Origin of the sequence: Rheinheimera soli, from assembly GCF_021290985.1 — a bacterium.
In the GTDB taxonomy this organism is placed as follows: Bacteria; Pseudomonadota; Gammaproteobacteria; order Enterobacterales; family Alteromonadaceae; genus Pararheinheimera; species Pararheinheimera soli.
Map to the genome: position 1 here is coordinate 26954 of NZ_JAJOYU010000012.1, position 24237 is coordinate 51190.

General features: G+C 47.3%; 17 protein-coding genes. 12 read left to right on the forward strand and 5 right to left on the reverse strand.

The genetic code is table 11. The features are described 5' to 3' along the window. Positions 1 to 51 precede the first annotated feature (51 nt). Complete coding sequence (locus LSG37_RS10115) at positions 52 to 1512, forward strand: MFS transporter (RefSeq protein ID WP_233079755.1); 1461 nt, start codon at positions 52 to 54, stop codon at positions 1510 to 1512. An 83-nt stretch (positions 1513 to 1595) separates the two neighbouring features. On the opposite strand, the gene rlmF is transcribed toward LSG37_RS10115, so the two are convergent. Next, positions 1596 to 2525, reverse strand: a complete 930-nt coding sequence (gene rlmF, locus LSG37_RS10120) for a 23S rRNA (adenine(1618)-N(6))-methyltransferase RlmF (protein ID WP_233079756.1) — start codon at positions 2523 to 2525, stop codon at positions 1596 to 1598. Between the two features lie 21 nt (positions 2526 to 2546). Then, positions 2547 to 3587: a LacI family DNA-binding transcriptional regulator gene (locus tag LSG37_RS10125; protein WP_233079757.1), complete on the reverse strand. Its 1041-nt coding sequence runs from the start codon at positions 3585 to 3587 to the stop codon at positions 2547 to 2549. Positions 3588 to 3975: 388 nt separating this feature from the next. Between LSG37_RS10125 and LSG37_RS10130 the strand changes: the two genes are divergently transcribed. From LSG37_RS10130 to LSG37_RS10145, 4 genes are read left to right on the forward strand one after another with little or no spacing between them, the layout of a single operon-like run. Then, a complete protein-coding gene (locus LSG37_RS10130; RefSeq protein ID WP_233079758.1) occupies positions 3976 to 4833 on the forward strand; it encodes a MipA/OmpV family protein in 858 nt (285 codons plus the stop codon). Between the two features lie 14 nt (positions 4834 to 4847). Then, on the forward strand, positions 4848 to 5222 hold the full coding sequence (locus LSG37_RS10135) for a DUF3019 domain-containing protein (protein WP_233079759.1): 375 nt from the start codon (positions 4848 to 4850) through the stop codon (positions 5220 to 5222). After that, the gene (locus LSG37_RS10140; protein ID WP_233079760.1) at positions 5222 to 5917 is read left to right on the forward strand and encodes a winged helix-turn-helix domain-containing protein; all 696 of its coding nucleotides are present in this window, start codon (positions 5222 to 5224) and stop codon (positions 5915 to 5917) included. The genes LSG37_RS10135 and LSG37_RS10140 overlap by 1 nt, the downstream gene beginning before the upstream one ends. A 3-nt stretch (positions 5918 to 5920) precedes the next feature. Next, positions 5921 to 7144: an ATP-binding protein gene (locus tag LSG37_RS10145; RefSeq protein WP_233079761.1), complete on the forward strand. Its 1224-nt coding sequence runs from the start codon at positions 5921 to 5923 to the stop codon at positions 7142 to 7144. Positions 7145 to 7147: 3 nt separating this feature from the next. Here the strand turns inward: LSG37_RS10145 and LSG37_RS10150 are convergent, their stop codons facing one another. Beyond that, complete coding sequence (locus LSG37_RS10150) at positions 7148 to 7831, reverse strand: DUF3334 family protein (protein WP_233079762.1); 684 nt, start codon at positions 7829 to 7831, stop codon at positions 7148 to 7150. A 142-nt stretch (positions 7832 to 7973) separates the two neighbouring features. Here LSG37_RS10150 and LSG37_RS10155 point away from each other — a divergent pair, with 142 nt between their 5' ends. Beyond that, on the forward strand, positions 7974 to 8525 hold the full coding sequence (locus LSG37_RS10155) for a sugar O-acetyltransferase (RefSeq protein ID WP_233079763.1): 552 nt from the start codon (positions 7974 to 7976) through the stop codon (positions 8523 to 8525). Here the strand turns inward: LSG37_RS10155 and LSG37_RS10160 are convergent. Then, the gene (locus tag LSG37_RS10160) at positions 8522 to 9226 is read right to left on the reverse strand and encodes a substrate-binding periplasmic protein (RefSeq protein WP_233079764.1); all 705 of its coding nucleotides are present in this window, start codon (positions 9224 to 9226) and stop codon (positions 8522 to 8524) included. The two genes, LSG37_RS10155 and LSG37_RS10160, sit on opposite strands and share 4 nt — an antisense overlap. A 129-nt stretch (positions 9227 to 9355) precedes the next feature. On the opposite strand from LSG37_RS10160, the gene LSG37_RS10165 reads away from it, so the two are divergent. After that, positions 9356 to 10540 carry a multidrug effflux MFS transporter gene (locus tag LSG37_RS10165; RefSeq protein ID WP_233079765.1) on the forward strand — a complete coding sequence of 395 codons (1185 nt, stop codon included), beginning with the start codon at positions 9356 to 9358 and terminating at the stop codon, positions 10538 to 10540. Here LSG37_RS10165 and LSG37_RS10170 read toward each other — a convergent pair. Next, positions 10537 to 12036, reverse strand: a complete 1500-nt coding sequence (locus tag LSG37_RS10170; RefSeq protein WP_233079766.1) for a YifB family Mg chelatase-like AAA ATPase — start codon at positions 12034 to 12036, stop codon at positions 10537 to 10539. The genes LSG37_RS10165 and LSG37_RS10170 overlap by 4 nt on opposite strands. A 269-nt stretch (positions 12037 to 12305) precedes the next feature. On the opposite strand from LSG37_RS10170, the gene LSG37_RS10175 reads away from it, so the two are divergent. From LSG37_RS10175 to LSG37_RS10195, 5 genes are read left to right on the forward strand one after another with little or no spacing between them, the layout of a single operon-like run. Then, positions 12306 to 13658, forward strand: coding sequence for a tetratricopeptide repeat protein (locus LSG37_RS10175; protein ID WP_233079767.1), 1353 nt, complete (start codon positions 12306 to 12308; stop codon positions 13656 to 13658). After that, positions 13648 to 14814, forward strand: a complete 1167-nt coding sequence (locus LSG37_RS10180) for a FecR family protein (RefSeq protein WP_233079768.1) — start codon at positions 13648 to 13650, stop codon at positions 14812 to 14814. The genes LSG37_RS10175 and LSG37_RS10180 overlap by 11 nt, the downstream gene beginning before the upstream one ends. 22 nt (positions 14815 to 14836) lie before the next feature. Further along, positions 14837 to 21211, forward strand: a complete 6375-nt coding sequence (locus LSG37_RS10185; protein WP_233079769.1) for a cadherin-like domain-containing protein — start codon at positions 14837 to 14839, stop codon at positions 21209 to 21211. A gap of 9 nt (positions 21212 to 21220) precedes the next feature. After that, the gene (locus LSG37_RS10190) at positions 21221 to 22036 is read left to right on the forward strand and encodes an MBL fold metallo-hydrolase (RefSeq protein ID WP_233079770.1); all 816 of its coding nucleotides are present in this window, start codon (positions 21221 to 21223) and stop codon (positions 22034 to 22036) included. Continuing rightward, positions 22030 to 24234 carry a CHASE2 domain-containing protein gene (locus LSG37_RS10195; RefSeq protein ID WP_233079771.1) on the forward strand — a complete coding sequence of 735 codons (2205 nt, stop codon included), beginning with the start codon at positions 22030 to 22032 and terminating at the stop codon, positions 24232 to 24234. Before LSG37_RS10190 ends, LSG37_RS10195 begins: the two co-directional genes overlap by 7 nt. Positions 24235 to 24237: the final 3 nt, after the last annotated feature.

A 24237-nucleotide genomic window follows, 5' to 3' on the forward strand; every position in this document is an offset into this window, starting at 1 on the left:
GTTTCAGGTGAGCGCTCACCTGACATTCACATAAAAATAATAGGACAACAGATGAAACAACCGCAGTTATCGTTCTGGCAGATATGGAACCTCAGTTTTGGTTTTCTCGGGGTGCAAATTGGTTTTGCTTTGCAAAATGGCAATGTCAGTCGCATCCTTTCCGATCTTGGCGCTGATTTATCGTCATTGTCATTGTTCTGGTTGGCTGCTCCCATCATGGGGTTGTTGGTGCAGCCTATAGTAGGTGCTGCTTCTGATCGTACCTGGAACAGATTTGGACGTCGTATTCCTTTTATGCTGGGCGGTGCAGTAGTTGCCGCTGGCGCTATGGTGTTGTTACCTAATTCTTCTATGGTGGTTGCCTTTATTCCGCCTATGTTGTTTGGTCTGGTGATTTTTGCAATTAAAGATGCCGCTTTTAATGTCACCTTTCAGCCGTTTCGCTCTCTGGTCTCGGATATGGTTCCAGCCGAACAACGTAATCTGGGGTTCTCTGTCCAAACCCTGCTGATTAACATAGGTGCCGTTTTTGGTTCTATTTTGCCTTTTGTGCTGACCAACGTGATTGGTCTGGATAACGCTTCACAAACTGGCCAGGTGGCTGATTCAGTTATTTGGTCCTTTTACATTGGCGCTACTGTGTTGTTGGGCAGTGTGTTGTGGACTGCGTTCAGAACCCGCGAATACAACCCTGAACAATATTGCCAGTACAAAGGGCTGGAGCTTGAAAAACTGCAGCAACAGCGCGAAAAAACCAGCTTTGCTGAGAAGATGAAGTCATTCTGGGCCACTATGCTGTCTATGCCTGGCATCATGAAACAGCTGGCTCTGGTGCAGTTTTTCTCCTGGTTTGCTTTGTTTATCATGTGGACTTATTTCCCGGCCGCTGTCGCTCAGAACAACTGGGGTGTTGCAGTGCACTGGTTTGATCCGGTTTATATTCAGCAAATGGGGGGAGTGCCTGCCGATATAGCTGCAGCCAAAGGTGCTGCAGGCGATTGGGTTGGTATTCTGTATGCGGGCTATTCTCTGTTTGCCGTGTTTTTTGCCATGGTGATGGCAAAGCTGGCCAATGTATTTGGCCGTAAACTGGTGTATTCCTTTGCGTTAGCTTGTGGTGGTGTCGGTTATCTGAGTTTTGTACTTTTTAACGATCCGACCCTGACTCAGGTGGATTTGCTGATCACTGAAGTTACTATTCCACAAGGGGCTTTGTCTTTAATGATCCCGATGATAGGCATAGGCATAGCCTGGGCCGCTATATTGGCGATGCCTTATGCCATTCTGGCAGGCGCGTTACCCGCCAATAAAACTGGCGTCTACATGGGGATTTTCAACTTCACTATAGCAGCGCCGCAGATTGTATCGGGTTTACTGGCGGGCTGGATCCTTGGCTCTGTCTTTAAAAATGAAGCGCTGTATATTGTGATGCTGGCAGGTGCGGCCATGATATTGGGGGCTTTGTCTGTGTGGTTCGTCAAAGAACAAGAGACCACAGCAGCACAACAGTGATCCACGACGCCATGGCCTGCAGGTCGTGGCGTCTGTCCTGATCCGCGGCCTTATGTTGGATCAGGACCTTGTTCTGCTGAGCTTTAACGCCAGCGATAGTCAGCCCACAACTGACGTTGTGTTGGATTCATAAAAGACCAGGCCAAGAGTCTGCTTTGTTTATTACCTTGCTGCATTTCAATCAGTTGCTGCTGAGCACCCAGCTTTGTTAGTTGTTGCTGCAACAGCTGCACATTTTCTTGTTTAGAAACCAGGCTGCTAAACCATACTACCTGCTGAGCGTAACTTTGGCTTTCGTTGATCATACGGCGAATAAAAGCTGCTTCTCCGCCCTCACACCAGAGTTCATGATTACGGCCAGCAAAGTTCAATCTGGTATTTTTCTGACCGAGGTTTTTCGCTTTGCGCTCGCTGCCTGCCTGAGCCTGCTCAGCAGAGCTGTGAAAAGGTGGATTGCATAAGGTTAAATCAAACAAATCATCAGGCTGAATAATGCCCTGAAAGATTTGTTCGGTGTTGTGCTGCTGGCGTAATGTTATTTTATGGTGCAGCTGGTTTTGCTTAATTAATAACTGAGCTGCGGCCAGTGCTTGCGGGTCTAATTCCGATGCTGTGACTTTCCAGCCATATTCAGCCTGAGCCAGCAAAGGGTAAATCAGATTGGCACCACAGCCGATGTCGAGCAGTTGTAGCTTTGGACCTGTTGGAATTTTGCCTTTATTCAGCGGTGCTAACAGATCGGCCAAATAATGCAGATAATCCACCCGCCCCGGTACTGCAGGGCATAAAAACTGCTCGGGTAACTGCCAGTGTGGTATCGCATAAAAGTGTTTTAACAAGGCCTGATTCAGGGTTTTAACGGCCTGAGGGTTGGCGAAGTCAATCGATAGTGTGCCATGGCCATTATCGCGCACAAAAGCAGTTAAAGCCGGAACCGCAGTAGTTAAAGCTGCAAAATCATAGGCTTGCTGGTGCTTATTACGGGGATGAAGACCTTTGGAAGTGAGTGTCATAAAAATAACCTGGGCTGCAGTTTAACGTTCTGCAGCACCGCAAGATTGACGGACAATAATTTTTGGCTGAATTTCGGTTAGCTCAACAGGCTGGTGGTTAATCAGTTTTAATAAATTCACCACCAGCATCTCACCAGCCAGCGAGGTGTTTTGCTGAATAGTGGTTAAAGCAGGAGAAGCAAAAGAAGCAACCGGAATATCATCAAAGCCGACGACTGCAACATCTTCCGGCACTTTCAGGCCTTTTTTCTGCAAAGCACGAATAGCACCTATAGCAATCAGATCACTGGCACAAAACAGTGCATCAAAGCTTTTGCCTTGAGCATGCAATTGGTTGATTGCATCAAACCCTGCTTGCTCTGTCGAAATAGCATCCAGTTGCGCCACTGTGCTTTCAGCTATACCTGCTTGTTTTAAGGCATACACCATACCCTGATAACGAGCCAAAAATTCAGGGCTGTGGTCGGATGCATTGCCAATAAAAGCAAAACGCTTCCGCCCTTGTTGCAGCAGGTGCTGTCCGGCCAGCTTACCACCTTGCAGGTTATTGCTGCGGATAGTGAATTCAGGATGGCCGTGCACTTCTGCACCCCAGCAGACAAAATGAGTTTGCTGAGCTAACAGGGTATTGAGTTTTTCTTCGTAGTCTTTGTAATCACCGTAACCGAGCAGAATAATGCCATCTGCTTTTTTACTGTCTTCATAATCGGCATGCCAGTCATTACTGAGTTGTTGAAAGGAGACTAATAAATCATGACCACGCTGACTGCAGGCACGGGTAATACTGCCCAGCATAGCGAGAAAAAATGGATTAATTTGCGACTCATCCACAGTAGGGTCTTCAAACAGCAACAGCGCCAAAGTACCAGTGGTTTGTTTGCGTAAATTACTGGCGTTTTTATCTACTTTGTAATTTAACTGTTTGGCGATGGCAAAAATTTTGTCTTTGGTTTCCTGATTTACAGCAGGGCTGTCACGCAATGCACGGGAAACTGTAGATTGAGATACGCCGGCAAGATAGGCGATATCAAAGGAGGTCGCTTTTCCTTTCAACGGTGTCATCGGGGCTATTCCTGGCTGATTTGTTGACTTCATATACCCTTCTTACTTAAAGCTGCAACTGCGTTGACTGCGCTTTTTCTCTTGTTGTCTTGCTGCAACTGCCATTACTTTGGGTATGATGAGTGGCGTACTGCAGCCAAGCGCTGTTTATTCTTCTCAGTGTCGGGCATCATAGCATTAAATTAGTCTGTTGGATCCTTTTCACCCGTGCTCCGAAAAGGCTTCATCACTGCCTGAATACGGCTGAGAAAACTCTTCGGATTAGATGGTCTGACTTCAGCTGCGCTGTGACTGGGTGCTGCAATTTGTGTGAAGTTGTTAACTCTGCTTAAGCTGTTTTGCAATAACTGCTAAAGTACGCTCAATCTTTAGTCTGGGTGATGTGTTGATGAAATCAGTGACTTGGCTTGTTCTTCTCTGCTTTTTTGCCAGCAGTGCAGCTTTGGCATGTGCCACAGACGAAAAATTTTGTGTAGAGTCTGAAAAACTTCAGTTGTCTGTGGCTTTAGGGGCAGGACAGCGCAGCAATCCTTTGTATGATGGCGACAGCTTCCCTATGCTGATCTTGCCGGACTTTAGTTACTACGCTGACTCCTGGTTTATCGACAATGGTACTTTGGGCTATAGCCTGCAACAAAATGATCAATTCGCCGCCAGTATTGTGATGAGGCTGAATTCAGAAAAAGGCTATTTTCAGCGTTGGTTTGCCGGCAATGTGATTAGCATGAATACCTCTGGCTTAGTGTTACCACCAGAAATAGACACTGGTACTGAAAAGTCTATGGCTGCAGTGTCCATTGAGCATGTTAAAAAACGGCCAACTGCGGTAGATGCCGGAGTTCAGTTCAACTGGTTTGGCGAACAATGGCAGGGCAGATTAAACCTTTGGCAAGATATCAGTTCAAAGTATGAAGGTCAGAACGCCAGTCTGAGCTGGTCAGGTTTTTGGCCTTTTGCTGGTGGACAATTTGATCTAAGTACCACTTTATATTGGAAAAGTGCCAAATTGATCGATACCTATTATGGTGTCGACGAGGATGAACTGTATTATCTGCAGCGATATCAGGGGCGTGCCAGTTGGCAACCTGAACTACGTTTAGGCTGGCAAAAGGCTTTGGATACGCGCTGGTCATTACTGACTTTTTATAGATATCTGCATTTGGACGATGCAATGACGGATAGCCCGTTAGTGCAGGATGATTCAGTGCAGACCTGGTTTGTAGGTGTGAGTTATCGCTTTTATTGATGCAAGGATAGGGAATGTTAGGGCTGCTATTCGTCAGTAACATACTGCTGGCGAATGCTCAGGTTCCCGAATGCAGGGCTGAATTGTGCTGGTCTGTAAGTCCGGCTTTTTGTGTTTCCGCAACAGTGGAACAAAATTGCGAAGCTCTGCTGACGGTGAGCTGGAGCAGCAATAAAGCGGAAAACTTATGTTTGTATTTGGCACAACAGCAAATGCAGTGTTGGCAACAGGTACAACAAGGACAGTGGCAGCAAGAGTTGAACTGGCCAGGTAAAACAGAAGTAAGATTGCAAAATGACACTCAAGTGTTGTTGCAAAAAGAGTTAATTGTCTTAAGCCGTCAGCCGGAAAAAAGACGTCGTCTGGTGGCTCCCTGGAGTGTGTTTTAATGCAAAAAATCTTATTAGTTGAAGATGATGCCCGCCTGGCGGCTTTAGTGCAGAGCTTTTTGCAGCAACATGGTTTTGACGTGCGGCTGGAAGGCCGGGGGGAGACAGTTCCAGCTATTTGCAAAACCTGGCAACCTGATCTGGTTATTCTGGATTTGATGCTGCCTGGTATGGATGGTTTCAGCATTTGCCGTGCTATCCGTCCCTGGTTTACCGCTCCTGTGTTGATGTTAACCGCCAAACAAGGTGATATTGATCAAGTATTGGGCCTTGAATTGGGTGCAGATGACTATGTGATTAAACCTGTGGAGCCTCGTGTATTGCTGGCAAGGGTGCATGCCCTATTAAGACGAGGCAACCCGGTTCTGAAAACTGAAAATCAGGAGCTGAGCTTTGGCAAACTGAACCTGAACAACAGTGCCCGCGAAGCTCACTTTGACGGGCAACTGGTTGAATTGACCAGTTATGAGTTTGATTTGTTATGGATGTTAGCCAAACATGCTGGCCAGACGGTAAAACGCGAGGCAATTCATAAACAAATTATTGGACGTGAATACGATGGGCTGGATCGCACTGTAGATGTGCGGATATCGCATTTGCGCCGTAAGCTGAATGACAACGCCGAAACGCCGTTCCGGATTAAGACGGTGTGGGGCAAAGGATACTTGTTTGTTGCAGATGCCTGGAACAGCTAGTAAGTGTCCAGATTATTTCTGCATTTTTACCTGTTTATTTCGCTGGTGCTCATTGGTGTCGGCTGGACTGTAGAGAGGATCTGGCAGGAAACACAAAGCCAGGTTCCGCCTTGGGTGATGCTGGTCGCAGACAATCTTGCCGGACAACTCAGTACTCAATCTTTACCGCAAGCTCAATTATCCTCAGCTTTGCCTGTCACTTTGTTGCCGGCCGGCAGCATTTTATGGTCTGAAACTGAACGAGCTGCATTAGACTCTGGGCAGGTTGTGCCGTTGTTTACCCGGGATCAGGTGTTTTTTTATGCCATGCAGCAAGGCGAGTTATGGCAATTGGGTCCTACAGATCTGAGCGAGAGTACAGTTCCTTCCTATTGGTTTAGTTTGTTATTTTTGGGCTTGCTGGCCGTAGCTGTCTGGTTATGGCTCTGGCCTGTTGCCCGCGATATCCAAAAGTTAAAACAGCAATTGTTGAATCCGACAGGCACTGCTGCTGTTCCAGTGCGATCTTTTATTGCCCCTATTGCCATCAGCTTTGAACAGATGCGACAACAAATCCAGCGTCTGTTGGGATTGCAACGTGAAATGACTCAGGCGGTTTCGCATGAGTTGCGTACCCCTTTGGCCCGGTTAAGTTTTGCTCTGGAATTGTCTGCTTTAACGCAGGATGAAAAACAATTGATGCTGAATGATGTCAAAGAGCTGGAGCAACTGGTGGACGAAATGCTGGATTATGCTCGTCTTGAATCCACACAACCCCAGTTAAAGATGCAGAAGGTCGACTTGTCTGAGTTACTGCAGAACTTAGTGGAGAAGTTATCTCCTTTGCCCGGTGCAGCCATTGAACTGCAAGTGAAGACGGGTTGTACTTATGTGTGTGATGGCCATTATCTGGAGCGCGCAGTACAAAATTTGTTGGTCAATGCAAAACGCTTTGCCCGTGCCAGAGTAGTGCTGGTGCTGCAATCTGCTCCAGAGGCTATTGAGCTCTGTGTTGAAGACGATGGTCCAGGCATAGCGCCAGAAAAAAGAGCGGAAATACTTAAACCTTTTGTACGGTTAGACCCTAGTCGGCAAAAAGGTTTTGGTGGTTTTGGTTTAGGCCTGGCTATTGTCTGCCGGGTGCTTGAATGGCATAACGCAAGTATTGAAGTGGGCGAAAGCAGTTTGGGTGGCGCCAGTTTTCGGATAAAACTGCCATCAGAGCCGCGCTCTGATGGCAGAATCTAGACTTTACAACCCCAGATTTTTCAGGAAATCATCATCTGCATCAGAGGTTAATACTTCTACAGATTCCGACGCTTCAGATTCTGCGGCATTGGTATTGGCAATAATGTCGTCCGGATTTTCATCCTGGGTTGGGATAAAATCGTGCAGTTGGATAAATTCAGTTTTATCCATCGACAATTCCATGTAGAAAATTGCATGGTTTGGTGTGCTGAAAGTCACCCGGCGGGCCTGAGGCTGATCCAGCTGAGTGTTGATCATGATTTGTACTTGTTTATTAATCGCCATCATTTTCGGCTGGCTTTGATTAATAGAGGTTTGCAGCTCCATGCGGACTCTGTTGGTGAAGTCGCCGACGATTTGGTTCATCAGCTCGCCCATGACATTACCCACTTCGTCTGAGGTATGGAAATTAGCCAATTCAGACTCGGGCATGCCCATGCTCATCATGTATTTACGGTAAATTTCCATTGCTGCTTGCGAGGTAAAGTTGATAATAACTAAACCAGAAAAGCCACCATCAAATAATACAAAACAACCAAGGTCAGGACGCAGGCAGGTTTTCTGGATTTTTTGTACCATAGGCGAATAAGCAACCTTATCGTTGCCAGCGGCAGCTAACACCTGAGTAACGGACTGACAGAGCGTGAGTAATATTTCTTCGGTGGTTACTACTTTAGTTTTTTTCATCTTATAAACCCGGCTAAACAACGACATTAACCTTAGTATATCTCTATTCCAGCGCATAACACTATAAAAAGCCTGAAGCTTTATGTTAGCAGCTCAGCCAGCAGTACTCACTTATCTATAAGTTAAACAAAGGTAGTAACAGATGACAGAACAGGAAAAAATGGCCGCAGCTTTGTGGTTTAATCCAGCAGATAAAGCTCTGGCGAAGCAACGACTCGATGCCAAAGCTTTGTGTGTTCAGCTCAATCAACAAGGCCCTCTGCCTTTTAAAGCCCATCAAGAGTTAGCCCGACAACTCTTTGGCAGCGTAGGCAGCTGTTACATCGAGCCCAACTTTTTCTGTGACTATGGCAAAAATATTGAATTGGGCCAGAATTTTTATGCCAATCACAACTGCGTCATTTTAGATGCAGCTAAAGTCAGTATTGGCAACGATGTGCTGTTTGGCCCAGGGGTGCAGATTTATACTGTAACTCATCCGCTGGATGCTATTCAGCGTAAGACAGGGCTGGAACAAGGCAAAGCTGTCACTATAGGCAATTCAGTCTGGGTGGGTGGTGGCGCTATTATTTTACCAGGCGTTACCATAGGTGAAGGCGCTGTGATAGCGGCTGGTGCTGTGGTGACGAAAGATGTACCTGCGTTTAAAGTGGTGGCGGGCAATCCGGCAGTCATCATCAAAAGTCTGGATTAAAGCCGGGGTTTAGCATGGATCCGGGCAAACTCGCCTGACTCGGTCAGGTGCAGCAGCCCCGAGTTAAATTTAGCCTGTAATTCTGCACTCCAGAAAGCCGCAGGATAATCAACGGATGGAAAGATTTTATGGATCTTGATACTGCCAGCACCGTAGCGTTTAGTGGCGTAATACGCCAATACTTTGGCGTCTCCTATCATCAATTGCACTCTGTCGTTCATCAATAATTCAAACTGCTGAACTCTGTCGGCCTCTTCCAGATAATGGGCTTTTTTTATAATAGCAGTAAAATCCGGACCCAATACTTCACTGGCCTGCTGGTAGGCAACTATGGTTTTTCCTTCCAGATCCGGCAATTTTTTGATCAACAGCGGGCTAGTACTTTTCGTCGCCGCAACATCCACTACAGTAAAGTAAGGCTGGCTATAAAAAGCCCCCGGATAAGGCACAGCAACAGGACTGGCTATATCTAACTTTTGTTCTGAAAAGAGTTTTAATAAGCGGCTGTAGCTGTAAAGCTCGAATTCAGCGTCAATGCCCTCACGCTGTAAAATGCTTTTAACTATTTCATAATCCAGCCCTGTAATTTCACCCTGAGCATTGCGATAGGCCCAGGGCGCTGAATCGTGCAAACCTACTTTTATTGGTGCGGCCTGCAGCAGTGGGCAAAGCAGGCTTAGTATTACAACAAGATATTTCATATCAAAACTCCGGGAAGACACTGTCTATTTAGCATAGTTCAGGACCAGTGTCGCAATTCTTGCGATTTAGCCTGCAATAATGTTAGTGAGATCAGTTATCATTTATTTAGTTCCTGCCTGAGTATTATGATGAGTAAAACAGTCTCTTTTGGGTTGTTGCTGCTGCTTGCCAGTATAGTTGCCACAACTCCTTTGGCTATCGATATGTATTTGCCCGCTATGCCAGTGATGGCAGATGAACTGGGCACAGATATTGGCCTGATCCAACAATCCTTAAGCATCTACCTCGCTGCTTATGGCCTGGGTATGTTGATTTTTGGTCCTTTGGCTGATGCCATAGGTCGACGTCCGCTGGCCTTAGGTGGCTTGTTGTTTTTCAGCCTGGCCAGTTTTGCTCTGGTATTTTGTCAGGATGCACAATGGCTGTTGGGATTACGCGCTTTTCAGGCTTTTGCGGGCAGCGCGGCCACTGTTGTGGTGCCTGGTATTATCCGTGCTTTGTATCAGGAAAACACGGCTAAAGGCATGTCCTATGTGTCGATGATTATGATGATGGCACCTTTAATAGCACCTGCCATTGGCAGCGCCGTGTTATGGGTTGGGCACTGGCAGCACATATTTCTGGTACTGGCTTTGTATTCGTCTTTAATACTGCTGCTGACCTGGCGCTTTTTACCCGATCCTGTGTCTGTGGTTAAAGGGCGCAAACTGGAGTTTCTGGCTGGTTACCGTTTTGTTTTTGCTCATGTGGCGGCACGACCACAAATTGCGACTTCGATGTTTGCCTCTTTTGCTTTTTTCTGTTTTTTAACCGCAGTCCCCTTTGTTTACATTGAATATTATGGCGTCAACGAGCAGCTGTTTAGCCTGCTGTTTGCCCTGAATGTAGGGATGTTGATGCTGGCAAATTTTTGTAACAGTAGGTATGTCGGCCGATTTGGTCCGCAGCGAATGCTGAATTTTGGTCTGGTGCTGGCTCTGTTCAGCTCAACTGTGCTTTGTCTGGCAAACTGGTTTGAATTGGGTTTAGTCTTCACTGTACTGAGTATAGCGCCGCTAATGGCGAGTCTGGGATTAATAGCCACCAATGCAGATGCGATGATTTTAATGCGTTTTCCAGAGCATAGCGGTACAGCGACAGCTGTGATTGGTACTTTACGTTTTGGCAGTGGTGCTTTGGCTGGGCCTTTACTGGCGTTGGCTTACACTGGGACTGCCTTGCCATTTTCTGTGTTGATGTTTTCTGGTGTAGTGGCTATTGCCGTCAGTCAGTTTTTTGGTGTGTATCAGGCAAAAGCTGTTAAAAGCCATTAAGACTGTAAATAATTCAGCAAGCGGTCAAAAGAGCGGTAACTCAGGGCTTCGAGCAAATCATTGCGCTCTATGTGAGGCCGTTGTGCTAAATCGGCCAGAGTGCGCGCTACTTTTAGCAGCTTATGATAACTGCGGGCGGACAGTTTCAACTGAGTCAGGCAGGATTCAAAATAATCCGCATCTGCCGGCTGTAAACGGCAATGCTGTTCCAGTTCACTCAAACTTAAACGCGCATTGGCTTTGCCCTGACGCTGCCATTGCATAGTTCTGGCTGCGTCCACCCGCTGTTTCACTACAGCACTGGATTCTTCGGTTTTGTGTTGGCTTAAACTACCTTTGGGCAATAAAGGCACTTCTACCTGCAACTCTATTCTGTCGAGAAAAGGGCCTGACAAGCGGCTTAAATAGCGCCGGATTTGTTCAGGACTGGAACGGCCATCTTTATGATGCCCTGAAGGGCTGGGGTTCAGCGCAACAACTAATTGAAAACTGGCCGGAAACTCGGCCTGCCGTGCTGCTCTTGATATAAATACTTTGCCGCTTTCAAGCGGCTGACGTAAAGACTCGAGAACAACACGTGGAAACTCAGGTACCTCATCAAGGAACAAAACGCCGCTATGCGCTAAGGAAATTTCGCCGGGACGGGGTACAGATCCTCCTCCCACCAAAGCTACAGCAGAACAGCTGTGATGAGGTTGACGAAAAGGGCGCTGATGCCATTGTTGCAGAGTACGGGGTTGTGCCGCTACTGAATAAATTGCCGCCGTTTCCAGTGCTTCCTGATCGGTTAATACTGGAAGTATACCGGCCAACCGCTGAGCCAACATAGATTTCCCTGTGCCTGCCGGGCCAAACATCAACAGGTTGTGTTCGCCTGCTGCTGCAATTTCCAGTGCTCTTTTGGCCTGGGCCTGGCCTTTTACGTCGGCCAGATCCGGATAAGGTTCAGCCTGAGTTTCAGGAATAGCTGGAATAGCGGGTAAGCCCTGATGGTGTAATAAAAAGGCGTGCACCTGCAACAAATGTTCTGTGCCCAAAACTTTAAGATCCGGTACTTGTTGGGCTTGTATGGCATTTTTTAGTGGAAACACCGCTGTATGTCCGGCAATTTTACAGGCTAAAGCCAGAGGGATTTCTCCCACTATACTGCGAATTTCACCTGACAATGCCAGCTCACCAAAAAATTCATAAGCTGACAAATCAGCCTGTAACTGACCGCTGGCATGCAGTATGCCAAGGGCTATGGCTAAATCAAAACGGCCCCCTTCTTTGGGTAAGTCTGCAGGGGCCAGATTGACGGTGATTTTATGATCCGGAAACTCAAAGCCACTATTAATCAAAGCGCTACGCACTCTGTCTTTGGCTTCTTTGACAGAGGTTTCAGGTAAACCTACCAACTGGAAACCAGGCAAACCACGGCTTAAATGCACCTCAACTGTAACCAGAGGTGCATGCAAACCAGATCGGGCTCTGCTGTGGACTAAGGCCAGCGCCATGATCCATCCTTAGATATATTATTTACTTAATTTTAACCTTTGAATTGTAATTCGCCAGTTCAAATCCCGAAATGATAAAGGCGCTGATTTAAAGGCACAAAATAAAGACTAAATCTATGTTTATGCAGACTATTTATTTTTCACTTCCGATGTGAAATTCAGAGTTAGAGCTTTCCTTTTTTACATTTCCTGCTATTCCTGTTACAGCAGAATTAATTATGTGTCGGGCAAATACACTGTCTGGCCATCACAAAGCACAAGAGGTTGCTGTGAGAAAAGCAGGGAAACAAAAAGTGAAAGCCACTCTCAAGCCTCTTTTGAAAATGGGCATTTTTGTTTTGTTAAGCACAGCGGCTTGTCCACTGATTGCTGCAGTGCAAAGCACAGAGCAGCAAAAGGCTGAATTTATTCAACTGGTGCAAACAGGTCAGTTGGAGCAGGCCTATCAATTGGCTGAAGCGCTGGAAGCTGAGTTAGCAGGTGACCCCGATTTTGACATGGCCTATGGCCGTATTGCTTTGCATGTGGGGAAAAATGACAGAGCTGTATTTGCGCTTGAACGTGTTGTTGCTGAGAAACCTATGTGGCAGCAAGCCCGGTTTACCTTAGCTCAGGCCTATTACAAAACAAAGAATTACCCTGCAGCTTTACGTCAACTGGAACGACTCGGGACAGAGCCACAAGCAGACCTGGTTGAGCCTGTGTCTAAGTTACGCAGTGCAGTAGAGTGGCAGCAAGCTAAGCTAAAAGGCTATCAACGGCATAAGATCAGATATGGCTTTGGTCATGATGACAATGTAAACAGCGGAACGGCTGAGGACAGAATTTTTATCCCCTCTCTGGGGGAAATTGATGTATTTCCGCAAAGCAAAGCAAGCAGTGACTATTTCCATCAACTTGGCTATAGCTTTGATGGGCGCTGGCAACAGGACCAGCGTTATGCTTGGCTGGCGGATGCACAGTTAGGAGCAACACAGTTTAATCAGTTGTCTGAATTTGATCGGGAAACTCTGGCCGCTCGTGTTGGTTTTGAAGCTGATTATCAGCAGTATCGATATAGCCTGCGTGCTTATAGCAGACCTTTGCGTTTAGACGGGCAGTTGTATCGTAATGACTGGGGAGGACAGATCAGTGGAAGTTATCAGTTTAATACTCTCAATTCTCTTGGCTTGCAATGGGTGTCAGGTCGTTCAGATAACAGAATAGATGACAGATTAAATTTGACTGTGCATGCCATTACAGCGTCCTGGGAACGCAAAGGCAACCGCTGGATTAATCAGGCTAATGTCAGTGTTGCCAATGAACGTAGTCGTCTGGAGAGTGCCGACTACAATAGCAGAGATGTCAGTTCACTCAGTTACAGCACTATCTGGCTGGCCAGTGCCTCGCATATTCTTCTGGCCAGAGCTGAGTTACAAGATGTCAGTTATAAAGCACCTCACCCATTATTCAGGGTAGAACGGGAAGAATCGTTATTTTCCTTTACAGCCAGCTGGATGTGGCAATATTCGGCCTCCTTCGGCACTGAACTCAGATGCAGCTACACTAATAAAAATAGCCCCGTTACTTTGTATGAATACGACCGCACAGAATGTGTGCTAGGAGCCAGCTATGCGTTCTAACCTTCACCTGTCCGTGATACCAGCTCTGGCGATCCTGAGTCTTGCTGTATCAGCCCAGGAACAAGCTGCTAATGCAGGGCTGACTTTGATGGCCAGGGGCAATGTCACTGCCACAGCCACTGATACCCAACAAAGCCGCGATTTAAGTCGTAAAGCACCGGTTTTTAATATCGATCAAGTCAGTACAGGTGCACAAAGCCAGGCCCAGTTCAGAATGCTTGATGGCGCTTTGGTTGCTTTGCAAAGCGATACAGAGCTGTTGATCTCTGAATACAAAGCCGGTTCCGCCACTGAACAAGGCTCAGTCGTGATGGAACTTGTTAAAGGCGGCTTGCGCACAGTCACTGGCTCTATCAAAGGGGATGCCGGTAACTACCAGCTCAAAACTCCTGTGGGCAGCATAGGTATTCGTGGTACCACCTTTCAGTTGTCCTACATCAACGAAATTATGCTGGTGGGGGTTTGGGATGGCCAGATTGAATTACAAATTACCCGCTCAGACGGTACTGTAGAAAATGTTACTTTTGGTGGGGGAGCAAGTGCGTCATTTGCGCAAATCACCACAACGGGTCAGGTGACCCCCTTGTTGTCTCCTCCTGCAGAATTTGCAGGAGAATCTGGGGCTGGCGGCGATGAAAGCGCTGGCGGTTCCGGCGGCAGTGCAGATGCAGCGTCAACGACCGCCTTAACCCAAGCAACAAATTCAGTATCAAATCAGGGTTCTGAAGATACGTCTTTTATTGCGGAGCAAGCTTATCAGGGCAGCAGCAATCAAATCCCGGTTGCTGAATTAATTGCTGCGCGCTCAGGCAGTTATCAATACGCCAGCCTTGAACAATTCAGTGTGCAAAGCACAGAAGGGGCTGTGTCAGACTTTCAGGTCAGTCTGACGATAGATTTTGATAACGGTACTGTCCCTCAAGGTGAATTGTCTTTTAATGATGCGGGGGGAGAGTGGTTTGCTGCTTTTAATGGGGTGGTGAATGTGGACCAACTGGAATTAGGTGTTAATTTCGCCAGCCATGGTAATGAAAGAGCACAGGGGCAGGTCGACACCCTTTTTGTGGATGGTATTGATCAGATCCTCGGGCAATTTGTGCTGAGCGAAACAGAGAACCCAGCGGTGACAGCTGGCGGTATATTTTTGATCAAGTAGCACCGCCTTGAAGGATAAAGTTATGCGTTTAGCTCTGCTTCGTGAATTTTTTCGCTGCTGGTTAGTGTTCACACTTTGTGTGCTGCTGGCCGCTTGTGGTGGCTCTGGTGGTGAAAGCGGGTCGGACAGCCCTTCTGGGGAGAGACCTCCTGTGTCTCCGCCCGTTATTCCTCCGGTTACACCTCCTGTTATTCCTCCGGTGGGAGGCACTCCTGTTGAAATGGGGTTAATGGTGGCTTTTGGCTACAACTCGCTGGCCGCAGGTTCACCTTTACGGACTGATCAGGTTCAAAATCTTGCTGTGGGTAATGGCACTGCCACTTATCGGTTTCCGCGCTCGGGTGAGAGCATTAGTGGCAATCTGACTATAGCTGTTGATGTGGCAGACTCTGATGGTATAGCCCGTGTGCTGGTTGGTTTTAATGGCAGTGAACAGGCTTTGGTTTTATGTGACAGCAACTGTGGTACATCCTACTCACAAACTGTGACCGGGGTAAATCCGCGCAATTTTGGCTTAACTCCTGGATCCTTACGTTTAGAGCTGTGGCTGGAAGATCTGTTAGGCAATCGCGTTATGTTTGATGCCCGGGATATTGAATGGTTGCCTGAACCCATCACAGGGGTAAACACCAGCAGAACTGACACCAGTGCACAGATCAACTGGGCAGCAAGCGGTAGCGCTCGCCGTTATAACCTTTACATTGCAGAGCAGCCAGGTATCACACCTGAAAATGTTCTGACAAAAACCGGTGGACGGCAGTTTTTAGCTCTGTCGCAATCGACATTGTCTGTAGCAAACCTGATTGCAAATCAACGTTATTTTGTCCTTATTACCGGAGTAGATTCGTCTGGTGAAAGTTTGTTCTCGCAGCAACATGTGGTGCAGCCTGTGGGGGCGCCTGAATTTTCATCCCCTGTTGCTACACCTGATCAGTTTAGCCTGAACGAAGACACGGAATTCAGAGGCTTTTTACTGGACAATGACAGTCATCCTGATGGCCGCAGTTTTAGTCTGGAGCCACAAGCTGTACGTTTGCCGGACAACGGAACTTTAGTACTGAATACCGATGGCTCTTTTATTTATCAGCCTGTGCCCGACTTTGTTGGCAATGACAGCTTTATTTACCAAATCGTCGACACTCAAGGGCTGGCAGCACAAGCTCTGGTTAGTCTGACTGTGTTGCCTGTGAACGATGCTCCAGTAGCACAGGATGACAGTTATAGTCTGAATAAAAACAACAGTTTGAATATTGCTGCGCCAGGGGTATTAAATAATGATTTTGATGTGGATGGCGATAGGCTGGTTGTCGACGTTGCACCCTTAACAGTACCTGCCCATGGCAGTTTACAGCTCAATGCAGATGGTTCTTTTAGCTATACACCACAAACCAATTATGTAGGCGAAGACTTTTTTGTGTATCAGGTGACTGATGGTCAGGGCGGTTCAGCTCAGGCCAGAGTCAGTCTGCGCATTGAAATGACGAACGCTGCCCCAGTAGCTCAGAATGACAGTTATCAGGTGAATGAGGATCAAAGGCTGGAGGTGAATGCCACAAATGGCATATTGGCCAACGATGTTGATCCTGATGGCGATGCAGTTACCTTGATGACTGAATTGCCAACTACCGTCAAAAACGGCCAGTTGGTATTGGCATCAGATGGCAGTTTTTTGTATATCCCAAATCAGGATTTTTTTGGTACTGACAGTTTTAGCTACCAGATTAAAGACCCTGCCGGTTTAGTCAGCACTGCTACTGTGTTACTGACTGTCATAGCACAAAATGATCCGCCTGTGGTACAGCCATCCTTTTATTCTGTGAATCAGGGCGTTTTGTTGTCTGTGCAAGCACCAGGTTTGTTAGCGCATGCGTTTGATGTGGATGACAACAACCTGAGTCTGGTCACTACCGCTGTTGCAGCCCCGGCCAAGGGAGTGTTGACCTTGTCAGCGGACGGTGCTTTTAGCTATCAACCCAATGCTACGGCAACAGGGACAGACAGTTTTAGCTATCAGGTGACAGATCCTGCGGGAGCTGTGGGTACTGGCTCTGTGAGCATCACTATTATTGCTGCTGCAAACCCTCCTGTATTTTCTGATATGACGATTGACGTCTGGGACGATGTACCTCAAGGTTTTGGCTTAGCCCAGTTTGTCGTGACCAACACTGATCCTGATACAAGTATTAGCTTTAGTCTTATTGCTGGTAATACACAGGGCATTTTCAGCCTGACTGCCGCTGGTGCACTTAGTGTTGTAAACCCTGCACCTTTGGTTCAGTTGGGAGGGGCTTCTGTTCTACTGACGGTCAGAGCACAAAATAGTGCGGGTCTTACAGCACAAGCCACTGTAACAGTCCGGATTCAGAGCACTCTGGTGACTGCAAATAATGACAACTATACAGTGGCAGAAGACCAGGTACTGTCGTCAGTTGTCAGTGTGCTCGCCAATGATGTGGATCTAAAAGGGGTGGGCTTAACTGCCAGTCTGGTGACAGCTCCTGCTCATGGTGTGTTAAACCTGAATGCCAATGGCCATTTTAGCTACAGCCCAAACCTGAACTTTTATGGACAAGACAGTTTTGTTTACAGTGCCAGTAATGGCATCCGGTCTGCACAGGCGACTGTGCTTGTTACTGTCACTCCGGTGAATGATTCGCCTGTATTAAGTCCTGCTACCTTTACTTTTTCTGAGGCTGTGGTGCAGGGATCTGTTGTAGGGCAACTGGTTTGGCAAGATGCTGAAACCGACCAAAGTTACAGCTTTAGCATTTTGAGTGGGGATTATACTCAAGCCTTTTCAGTGACTAATCAGGGCCAGCTTGTGGTGGCCAGTGCAAGTGCGCTGTTGGCCAGAGGTGGTGGCAGTGGCGCTTTGTATATACAAATCACGGACAGCGCTGGTGCTGCAGGTACAGCTTTAATTACGCTGAATGTGATATCTGCCATGCCTGTCGCTAATGCTGACTCCTATACAGTGGATCAGGACAGCGTGTTGCAGGTGAATACTGCTGCAGGTGTGCTTAGTAATGACAATGATCCTACTGGGCTGGGGTTAACTGCAACCTCAGTCACTTCAGGACCATTCTATGGGCAGCTTAACCTTAACGCGGATGGCAGTTTTAGCTATCAACCTAATGCGAATTTCTATGGACAGGATATTTTTCATTATCAGGTTACTAATGGTGTAAGAACTGCAAGTGCAGCAGTCACCATCACTGTGGCTCAGGTGTTGCCTGCCTTGTTAGCAAACTTTGATGCTTATACTCTGGATGAAGATACGCTGCTTACAGTGACAGCAGGTAATTCTGTGCTGCAGAATGATATTTTTGATCCAGGCCAACAGTTGAGTGTCAGTCTGGTGCAAGCGCCGCCTTATGGCACTCTGAGCTTTAATACAGATGGTACTTTTACCTATCAGCCTGCAACAGGCTCCTACGGTGCTTTTTACTTTACCTACCGGCTAAGTCAGGGGGCACTCACTTCTGATGCTCAGGTGGAATTGAATATTCTGCCGGTGAATGCTCCTCCTGTGCTACAAGACGCGACTGTCACTATTTATGATAACTATGTGAACTCCCAGCAGGTGTTGGCCATGACTCTGACTGACCCGGATCCAGGCAGTTATAGTTTTGAGATTTTGTCAGGCAACACAGGTGGAGTTTTTGCTATTACCTCAGGCGGCGTGATTCAGGTTGCTGATTCGTCTTTGCTGGATGCTAGTACTACAGCGTCTTACAGTCTGGTGGTCAAAGTGACAGAAAATGGCGATGCCAATCTGACAGACACAGCCACAGTAATCATTAACGTTGTTGCTGCCCCAACCGATGAAACCACAGTGATTGCTGATACCGGTTTTGCCGGAGGTGCCAACCTGGCACTGGAGATGATGCTGAGCGGCGAATTCAACGACCCGGTGCAAATTATTCCTCAGAGTGATGGCCGTAGTCTGGTGATTGGTAACGTCAGCAACTCTTATCAGCAGGAACTTTTTGTCGTAAGACTGAACCCGGATGGTTCTGTTGACCCAAGTTATGCCGACAAAGGCCTGTTCCGAAACTCCTTTTTCTATGGCTACTCTACGGAGCAAGCTGTGGCAGCTGTGTTAACCAGCAGTAATGAGCTTGTGCTGTTAGTTAACTATACTGAAACTAATGCTTCAGGTTTTTATTTGATGAAGCTCAATGAAAATGGGCTGTTGGATTATAGTTTTGGACCTACTACGCAAGGCTATCTACTCTGTGAATATTCCCCATGTGATAGCAGTGATATGCAAGCCACGGATCTACTGCTGAACCACCAGGGAAATTATGTAGTATCTGGTGTGAAAAATAGCAGTCAGGCCTTTTTGTTCGAGTTTGCAGACTCCGGCTATCTGGGCGGCTGGCTGAGCCAACTTAGTGCGGTTAAACAGTTTGATCTGGTTCGTCAGGACAGTGACCATAACTACTATGGTATAGGCCAGTCGTCTACAGAGCATATAGTGATTGCCCGCTTTTCCTCTTCTTTTGTATTAGACAGCAGTACTTTCGGCTGTACTCCAGGCTGTGTTGGGTACAGGGAATATGATTTCTCTTTGTATTCTTCTAAACCTTATGACGCTGTGTTGTACAACGATGAGTTGTATGTGGTGGGCAGCGTGACTGAGTTTTCTGCCCCGACAAGTCCGGATGGGTTGTTTTTTAAGCTGACTTACGACGGCAGTCTAAATCCTGGCTTTGGCAATGCTGCCGGATTTATTCAGGTCAGTGGTCATTCAGGTTATCCGTTGCATTACCAAGCTCTGGCGGTCGATCAGAGTGGATTCTATGTGCTGACCAGTACAGCAGAGAGCGGCGGTGATAGGGTCTCTCTTAGTCAATACAATCTGATTGGGGACTTTATGTCCGATCAGCCTCTGGCTGTGGATGGACAATTAAAAGCTGTGGATCTGCAAAGTGATGCTGCTGGCTTGTGGTTGCTCAATCATTTCAGTAATCCAAATTACGGTGCTACTGGCAGTGTTAGCTTTAACTGGGTCGGTAAATATCAGCACAATACTTTGGCTGCGGACACTGCATTTTCCGGCGATGGTCAGCGCTGGTTTAATGCTGGCTTTGGTGAAGATATTTTGCTTGGCAGTCAAAGATTGCTACTGGGCAGCCAGGTCAATAAAACACTGTTTTATGGCTATAGCTATTCTTCCCTCAATGGCAGCTATCAGCAGGCTTTTGTTGGCCGGTTAACAGCCAGTGGTGCTTTAGATCAGAGTTTTGGTAATCATGGCCTGGTGCTTTTGGCGAATGATCAGCTTTATGATCTGAGGATAAATACCATAGCTGAAGCAGATTCAAATCAGCTTTATGTGGCCGGTGATGGTATTGATGAGAATGATGGTTGGACTGGTTTTGTCATGAGGTTAAATCAGGATGGTACCCTGGACAACAGTTTTGCGAATGGAATTTTTACCTTAACGCCTGCGGCTGTGGGCAGTTATGACAAGACTGATGTGGTGAAGTTACAAGTCAGGACCGATGGCCACCTGTTGATTGGCGCCGAATATAGCTACCTGTCTAGCAATACAGACGTTGTGGTTATACAGCTCAATACCGATGGCAGCCTGGATGCTGGCTATTTTGGTGATTCGGCAGCGGGCTATACAATATTCAGCGAAATAGATACCAGCTCAGCAACAGAAGAACGACTCAGTCAAATGAAACTGGATCCTGCAGATGGTAGTCTGGTGATCGCAGGCCAGTACAAGCTGAGTACTGATCCTCAACTCTATATTGCCCGCTTTAGCGATACGGGCTTGCTAATGAATGCGGCCAACAGTCCTTCAGATAGTTTTGGTGATGCAGCTTTGGGTTATAGCCTGATGAATCTGGTGGATAACAGTAATGACTACTACTACTATTCTGAATATATCAATGGCCTGGATTTTGATGCCGGTCGCAATCTGGTTCTGGCACTGTCGAGAAGCTTTGAAAGCAATGATTCGCATTACCTGTATAGGTTGCTGCAAAATGGCCTGACGGATAATTCGTTTAATTCAGGTATGCCGAGACTGTATAACAGTTTCAGCAATCTGGTGCCTGCCGCTCTGAAGATCAAAAAAATCCAGATGGATGCTTCAGGGCGATTGCTGATGGTTGGTACTAGCATGTGGAACGATGTCTGGGTAGGGCGCGTGCTGCTGGATGGCAGTGGCGCAGATGTAGGCCGCTGGGATCCGGCATTTGAAGCCAACTCTGCTATTTATGGCGCTCACTTATTTACTGGTTCTAGCTTCTCCAGCGATGTATTTATGGAGCTGACCAGCAGTAAAGTCACCTTGGGTTGGAGTAACTATGGATCGGGGGGCAATCAGGCAACGCTGCGGCAATACCTGTTTTATCACTACAACCCCGGAAATATTTAGTGAGTCATTATGCAAATTAAATTTTATGGTGTGCGTGGCTCAATTCCTACTCCCGGTGCTGATACACAACGTTATGGAGGTAACACCCCTTGTGTACTACTGACCAGCCAAAGTGGTCAGCAATTAATTCTTGATGCAGGCACTGGTATTCGGGGCCTTGGGCAAGAACTGCTGGCAGACAATACCGAGCTGGTGTTGCTGCTGAGCCATAACCACTGGGACCATATTCAGGGCTTCCCTTTTTTTGCACCAGCCTATCAGGCAGGGCGGCCGATCCGCATAATTCCGGGCCATACCCTGCATGGTGAACATGACGCTATTTTAAAGCAAATGTGTGGCGAGTTTTTTCCTGTCACACCAGAACAGTTACCCTCTGCTATTCGCATTACCCCTATGGCAGAAGATCAATGGCAACTGGGGGATTTTCAAATTCAACGTTGCCGGCTGAATCATCCGGGATCAGGCAGTGCTTATCGTATTGCAGCAGACGGCCAGACCGTGGCTTATGTCACTGACAATGAACTTTTCCCACCACAGCAAGAGCTGACCTCAAGAGCACAATGGCTGGAGTTTGTCGCAGGTGTCGATCTGTTGATCCATGACGGACAGTATCTGGAAGCTGATATGCCTCATAAATTGGGGTGGGGTCACTCACTGGTCAGTGAGGCTGTGGTTTTAGCTGTGGACGCTAAAGTGAAAAAGCTGGTGATTTTCAGCCATGATCCGGCTCGCAGTGATCAGCAATTGGATCAACTGGCGCAGCAGTTTTACGGCCAGCAACCTGAAGTGGTGATGGCGCAGGAAGGAATGGAGTTGTGGTGCTGAAGTATTGGCGTCGTCATCAGTGGGTCGTATTTTGTAGTCTGTTGTTTAGCACAGTACTGGTGCTGGCTCAGCTCAGTGCAGTGTATTCAGAGCAATCCTTGTTAAAACGTCTGGATGGGATCTTGTATGACAGCAGATTAACACTGACTCTGCCATACAGAGCCGCAACCGACCTGCCTGTCGTCATTGTGGATATAGACGAAAAAAGTTTGCAGCAAGTGGGGCGTTGGCCCTGGAGCCGACAGTTGGTTGCGCAAATGCTGGAACAGTTAACTGCAGCAGGGGCTTCAGTGGTGGCTTTTGATGTCATTTTCTCAGAGCCTGAACGTAACCCGGTACAACAAGTATTACAGGGGGCAAAGCAGTTATCGGCCGAAATGACCGAAGAATTGCAGCAATTAGCCCCGGCTCTGGATGCGGATCAGCACTTTGCCAACAGCCTTGAAAACAAAGATGTGGTACTGGGATTCTTATTTCAGCAAGAACAACTGGCTGTAGGTCAGTTACCTGAAAGTTATGTTCTGATGGACAGTGAGGCCAGTCAAAGTTCGGCCAGTCATTTTGCAGGCTATGTCGCGAATACCGCAGTGCTGCAGCAACATAGTTCGGGCACAGGTTTTATTAACTCATCCCCAGATCCTGATGGTTTTATTCGTCAGGCAGCTTTACTGATCCGCTATCAGGATAAAGTTTATCCTTCACTGGCGCTGGAAGCTGCCCGTTTGTATGCACTGGCGAACGAATTGACGGTAGAAACTGCTCCTTTGGAACAGATTAATACTATAGTCGGTGTCACTGTGGGGAACACCCGCATCAATACAGATTTATACGGCAGGGTGTTGATCCCTTATCGTGGGCCTGCCCGTAGTTTCCCTTATATTTCCGCTTCCGATGTGTTGCATGGTCAAGTGGATAAAACTTTGCTCAAAGACGCTATCGTTTTTGTTGGCACCTCAGCTGTAGGTCATGCCGACTTGCGCTCCACTCCGGTTGGGGTGCAATACCCTGGTGTGGAGGTTCACGCCAATGTGTTTGAAGGCCTCATTTATCCGGAACTGATTCACTCGCATCCGGATTGGGCTGAAGCTTTGGTGTTTTTGTTTTTAGTGGTACTGGGTCTGTTGATGAGTCTGGTTTTTCCTTCTTTGGGTCCGGTCAGTTTGGCCTTGAGTGGCGGTGGCCTTTTGCTGCTGACTCTGGGGGGAAACCTATATTGCTGGCAGGTGTTAAAACTGGATTTGCCACTGACATCGAGCCTGTTGCTGATTTTAGGCCTGACCTTACTGAATTTAATCTATGGCTTTTTTGGAGCTTCGCAGCAAAAGGCACGGATTAAGTCTATTTTTGACCAGTATGTGCCACCTGCTCACATTGATGAAATGCTGAATCACCCTGAGAGTGTCAGCCTGGACGGTAAACGAAAGGAGATGTCAGTGTTGTTCTCTGATATCCGGGGTTTTACCAGCTTGTCAGAGAAGCTGAGTGCCACAGAACTGAAAACCTTATTAAACCGCTACTTTTCGCCCATTACCAAAACTATTTTTGAGCATCATGGCACTATAGATAAATATGTGGGTGATATGGTGATGGCATTCTGGAATGCGCCTTTGGATGTCAAAGATCATGCAGAACTGGCGGTGAAAGCTGGCTTTTCCATGTTAAAAGTCACGGATGAACTCAGTAAAAGTTTTGTGTTGGATGGCTTGCCCGCTATCGATATTGGTGTGGGTATCAATACAGGCGAAATGAACGTCGGTGACATGGGATCGGAATACCGCCGTGCTTATACAGTACTGGGGGATGCGGTGAATTTAGGCTCCCGCCTGGAAAGTCTGACGAAATATTACGGTGTCCGGTTTTTGGTCAGTCAGTCGACTGTACAACAATGCCAGAACATCATTTTTCGCAGCGTAGATAAAGTGAAAGTGAAAGGTAAAACTGAAGCTGTGGCTATTTACGAACCTGTGGATGCCAGCTTAGTGCTCAACCCCGACTTTGCCGCCGCGTTGCAGCAGCATGAACAAGCGCTTTTGTTGTACTCAGAGCAAAATTGGGCCGACGCCGAAGTGCTTTGGGCCTCGCTGCATCAGCGCTATAGTGATAAGTTATACAGCTTGTATCTCGAACGATTGGCTCATTACCGTCAGCATCCACCTGGTGCAGATTGGGATGGGGTCTATACTCATGCAGAAAAGTAGTCA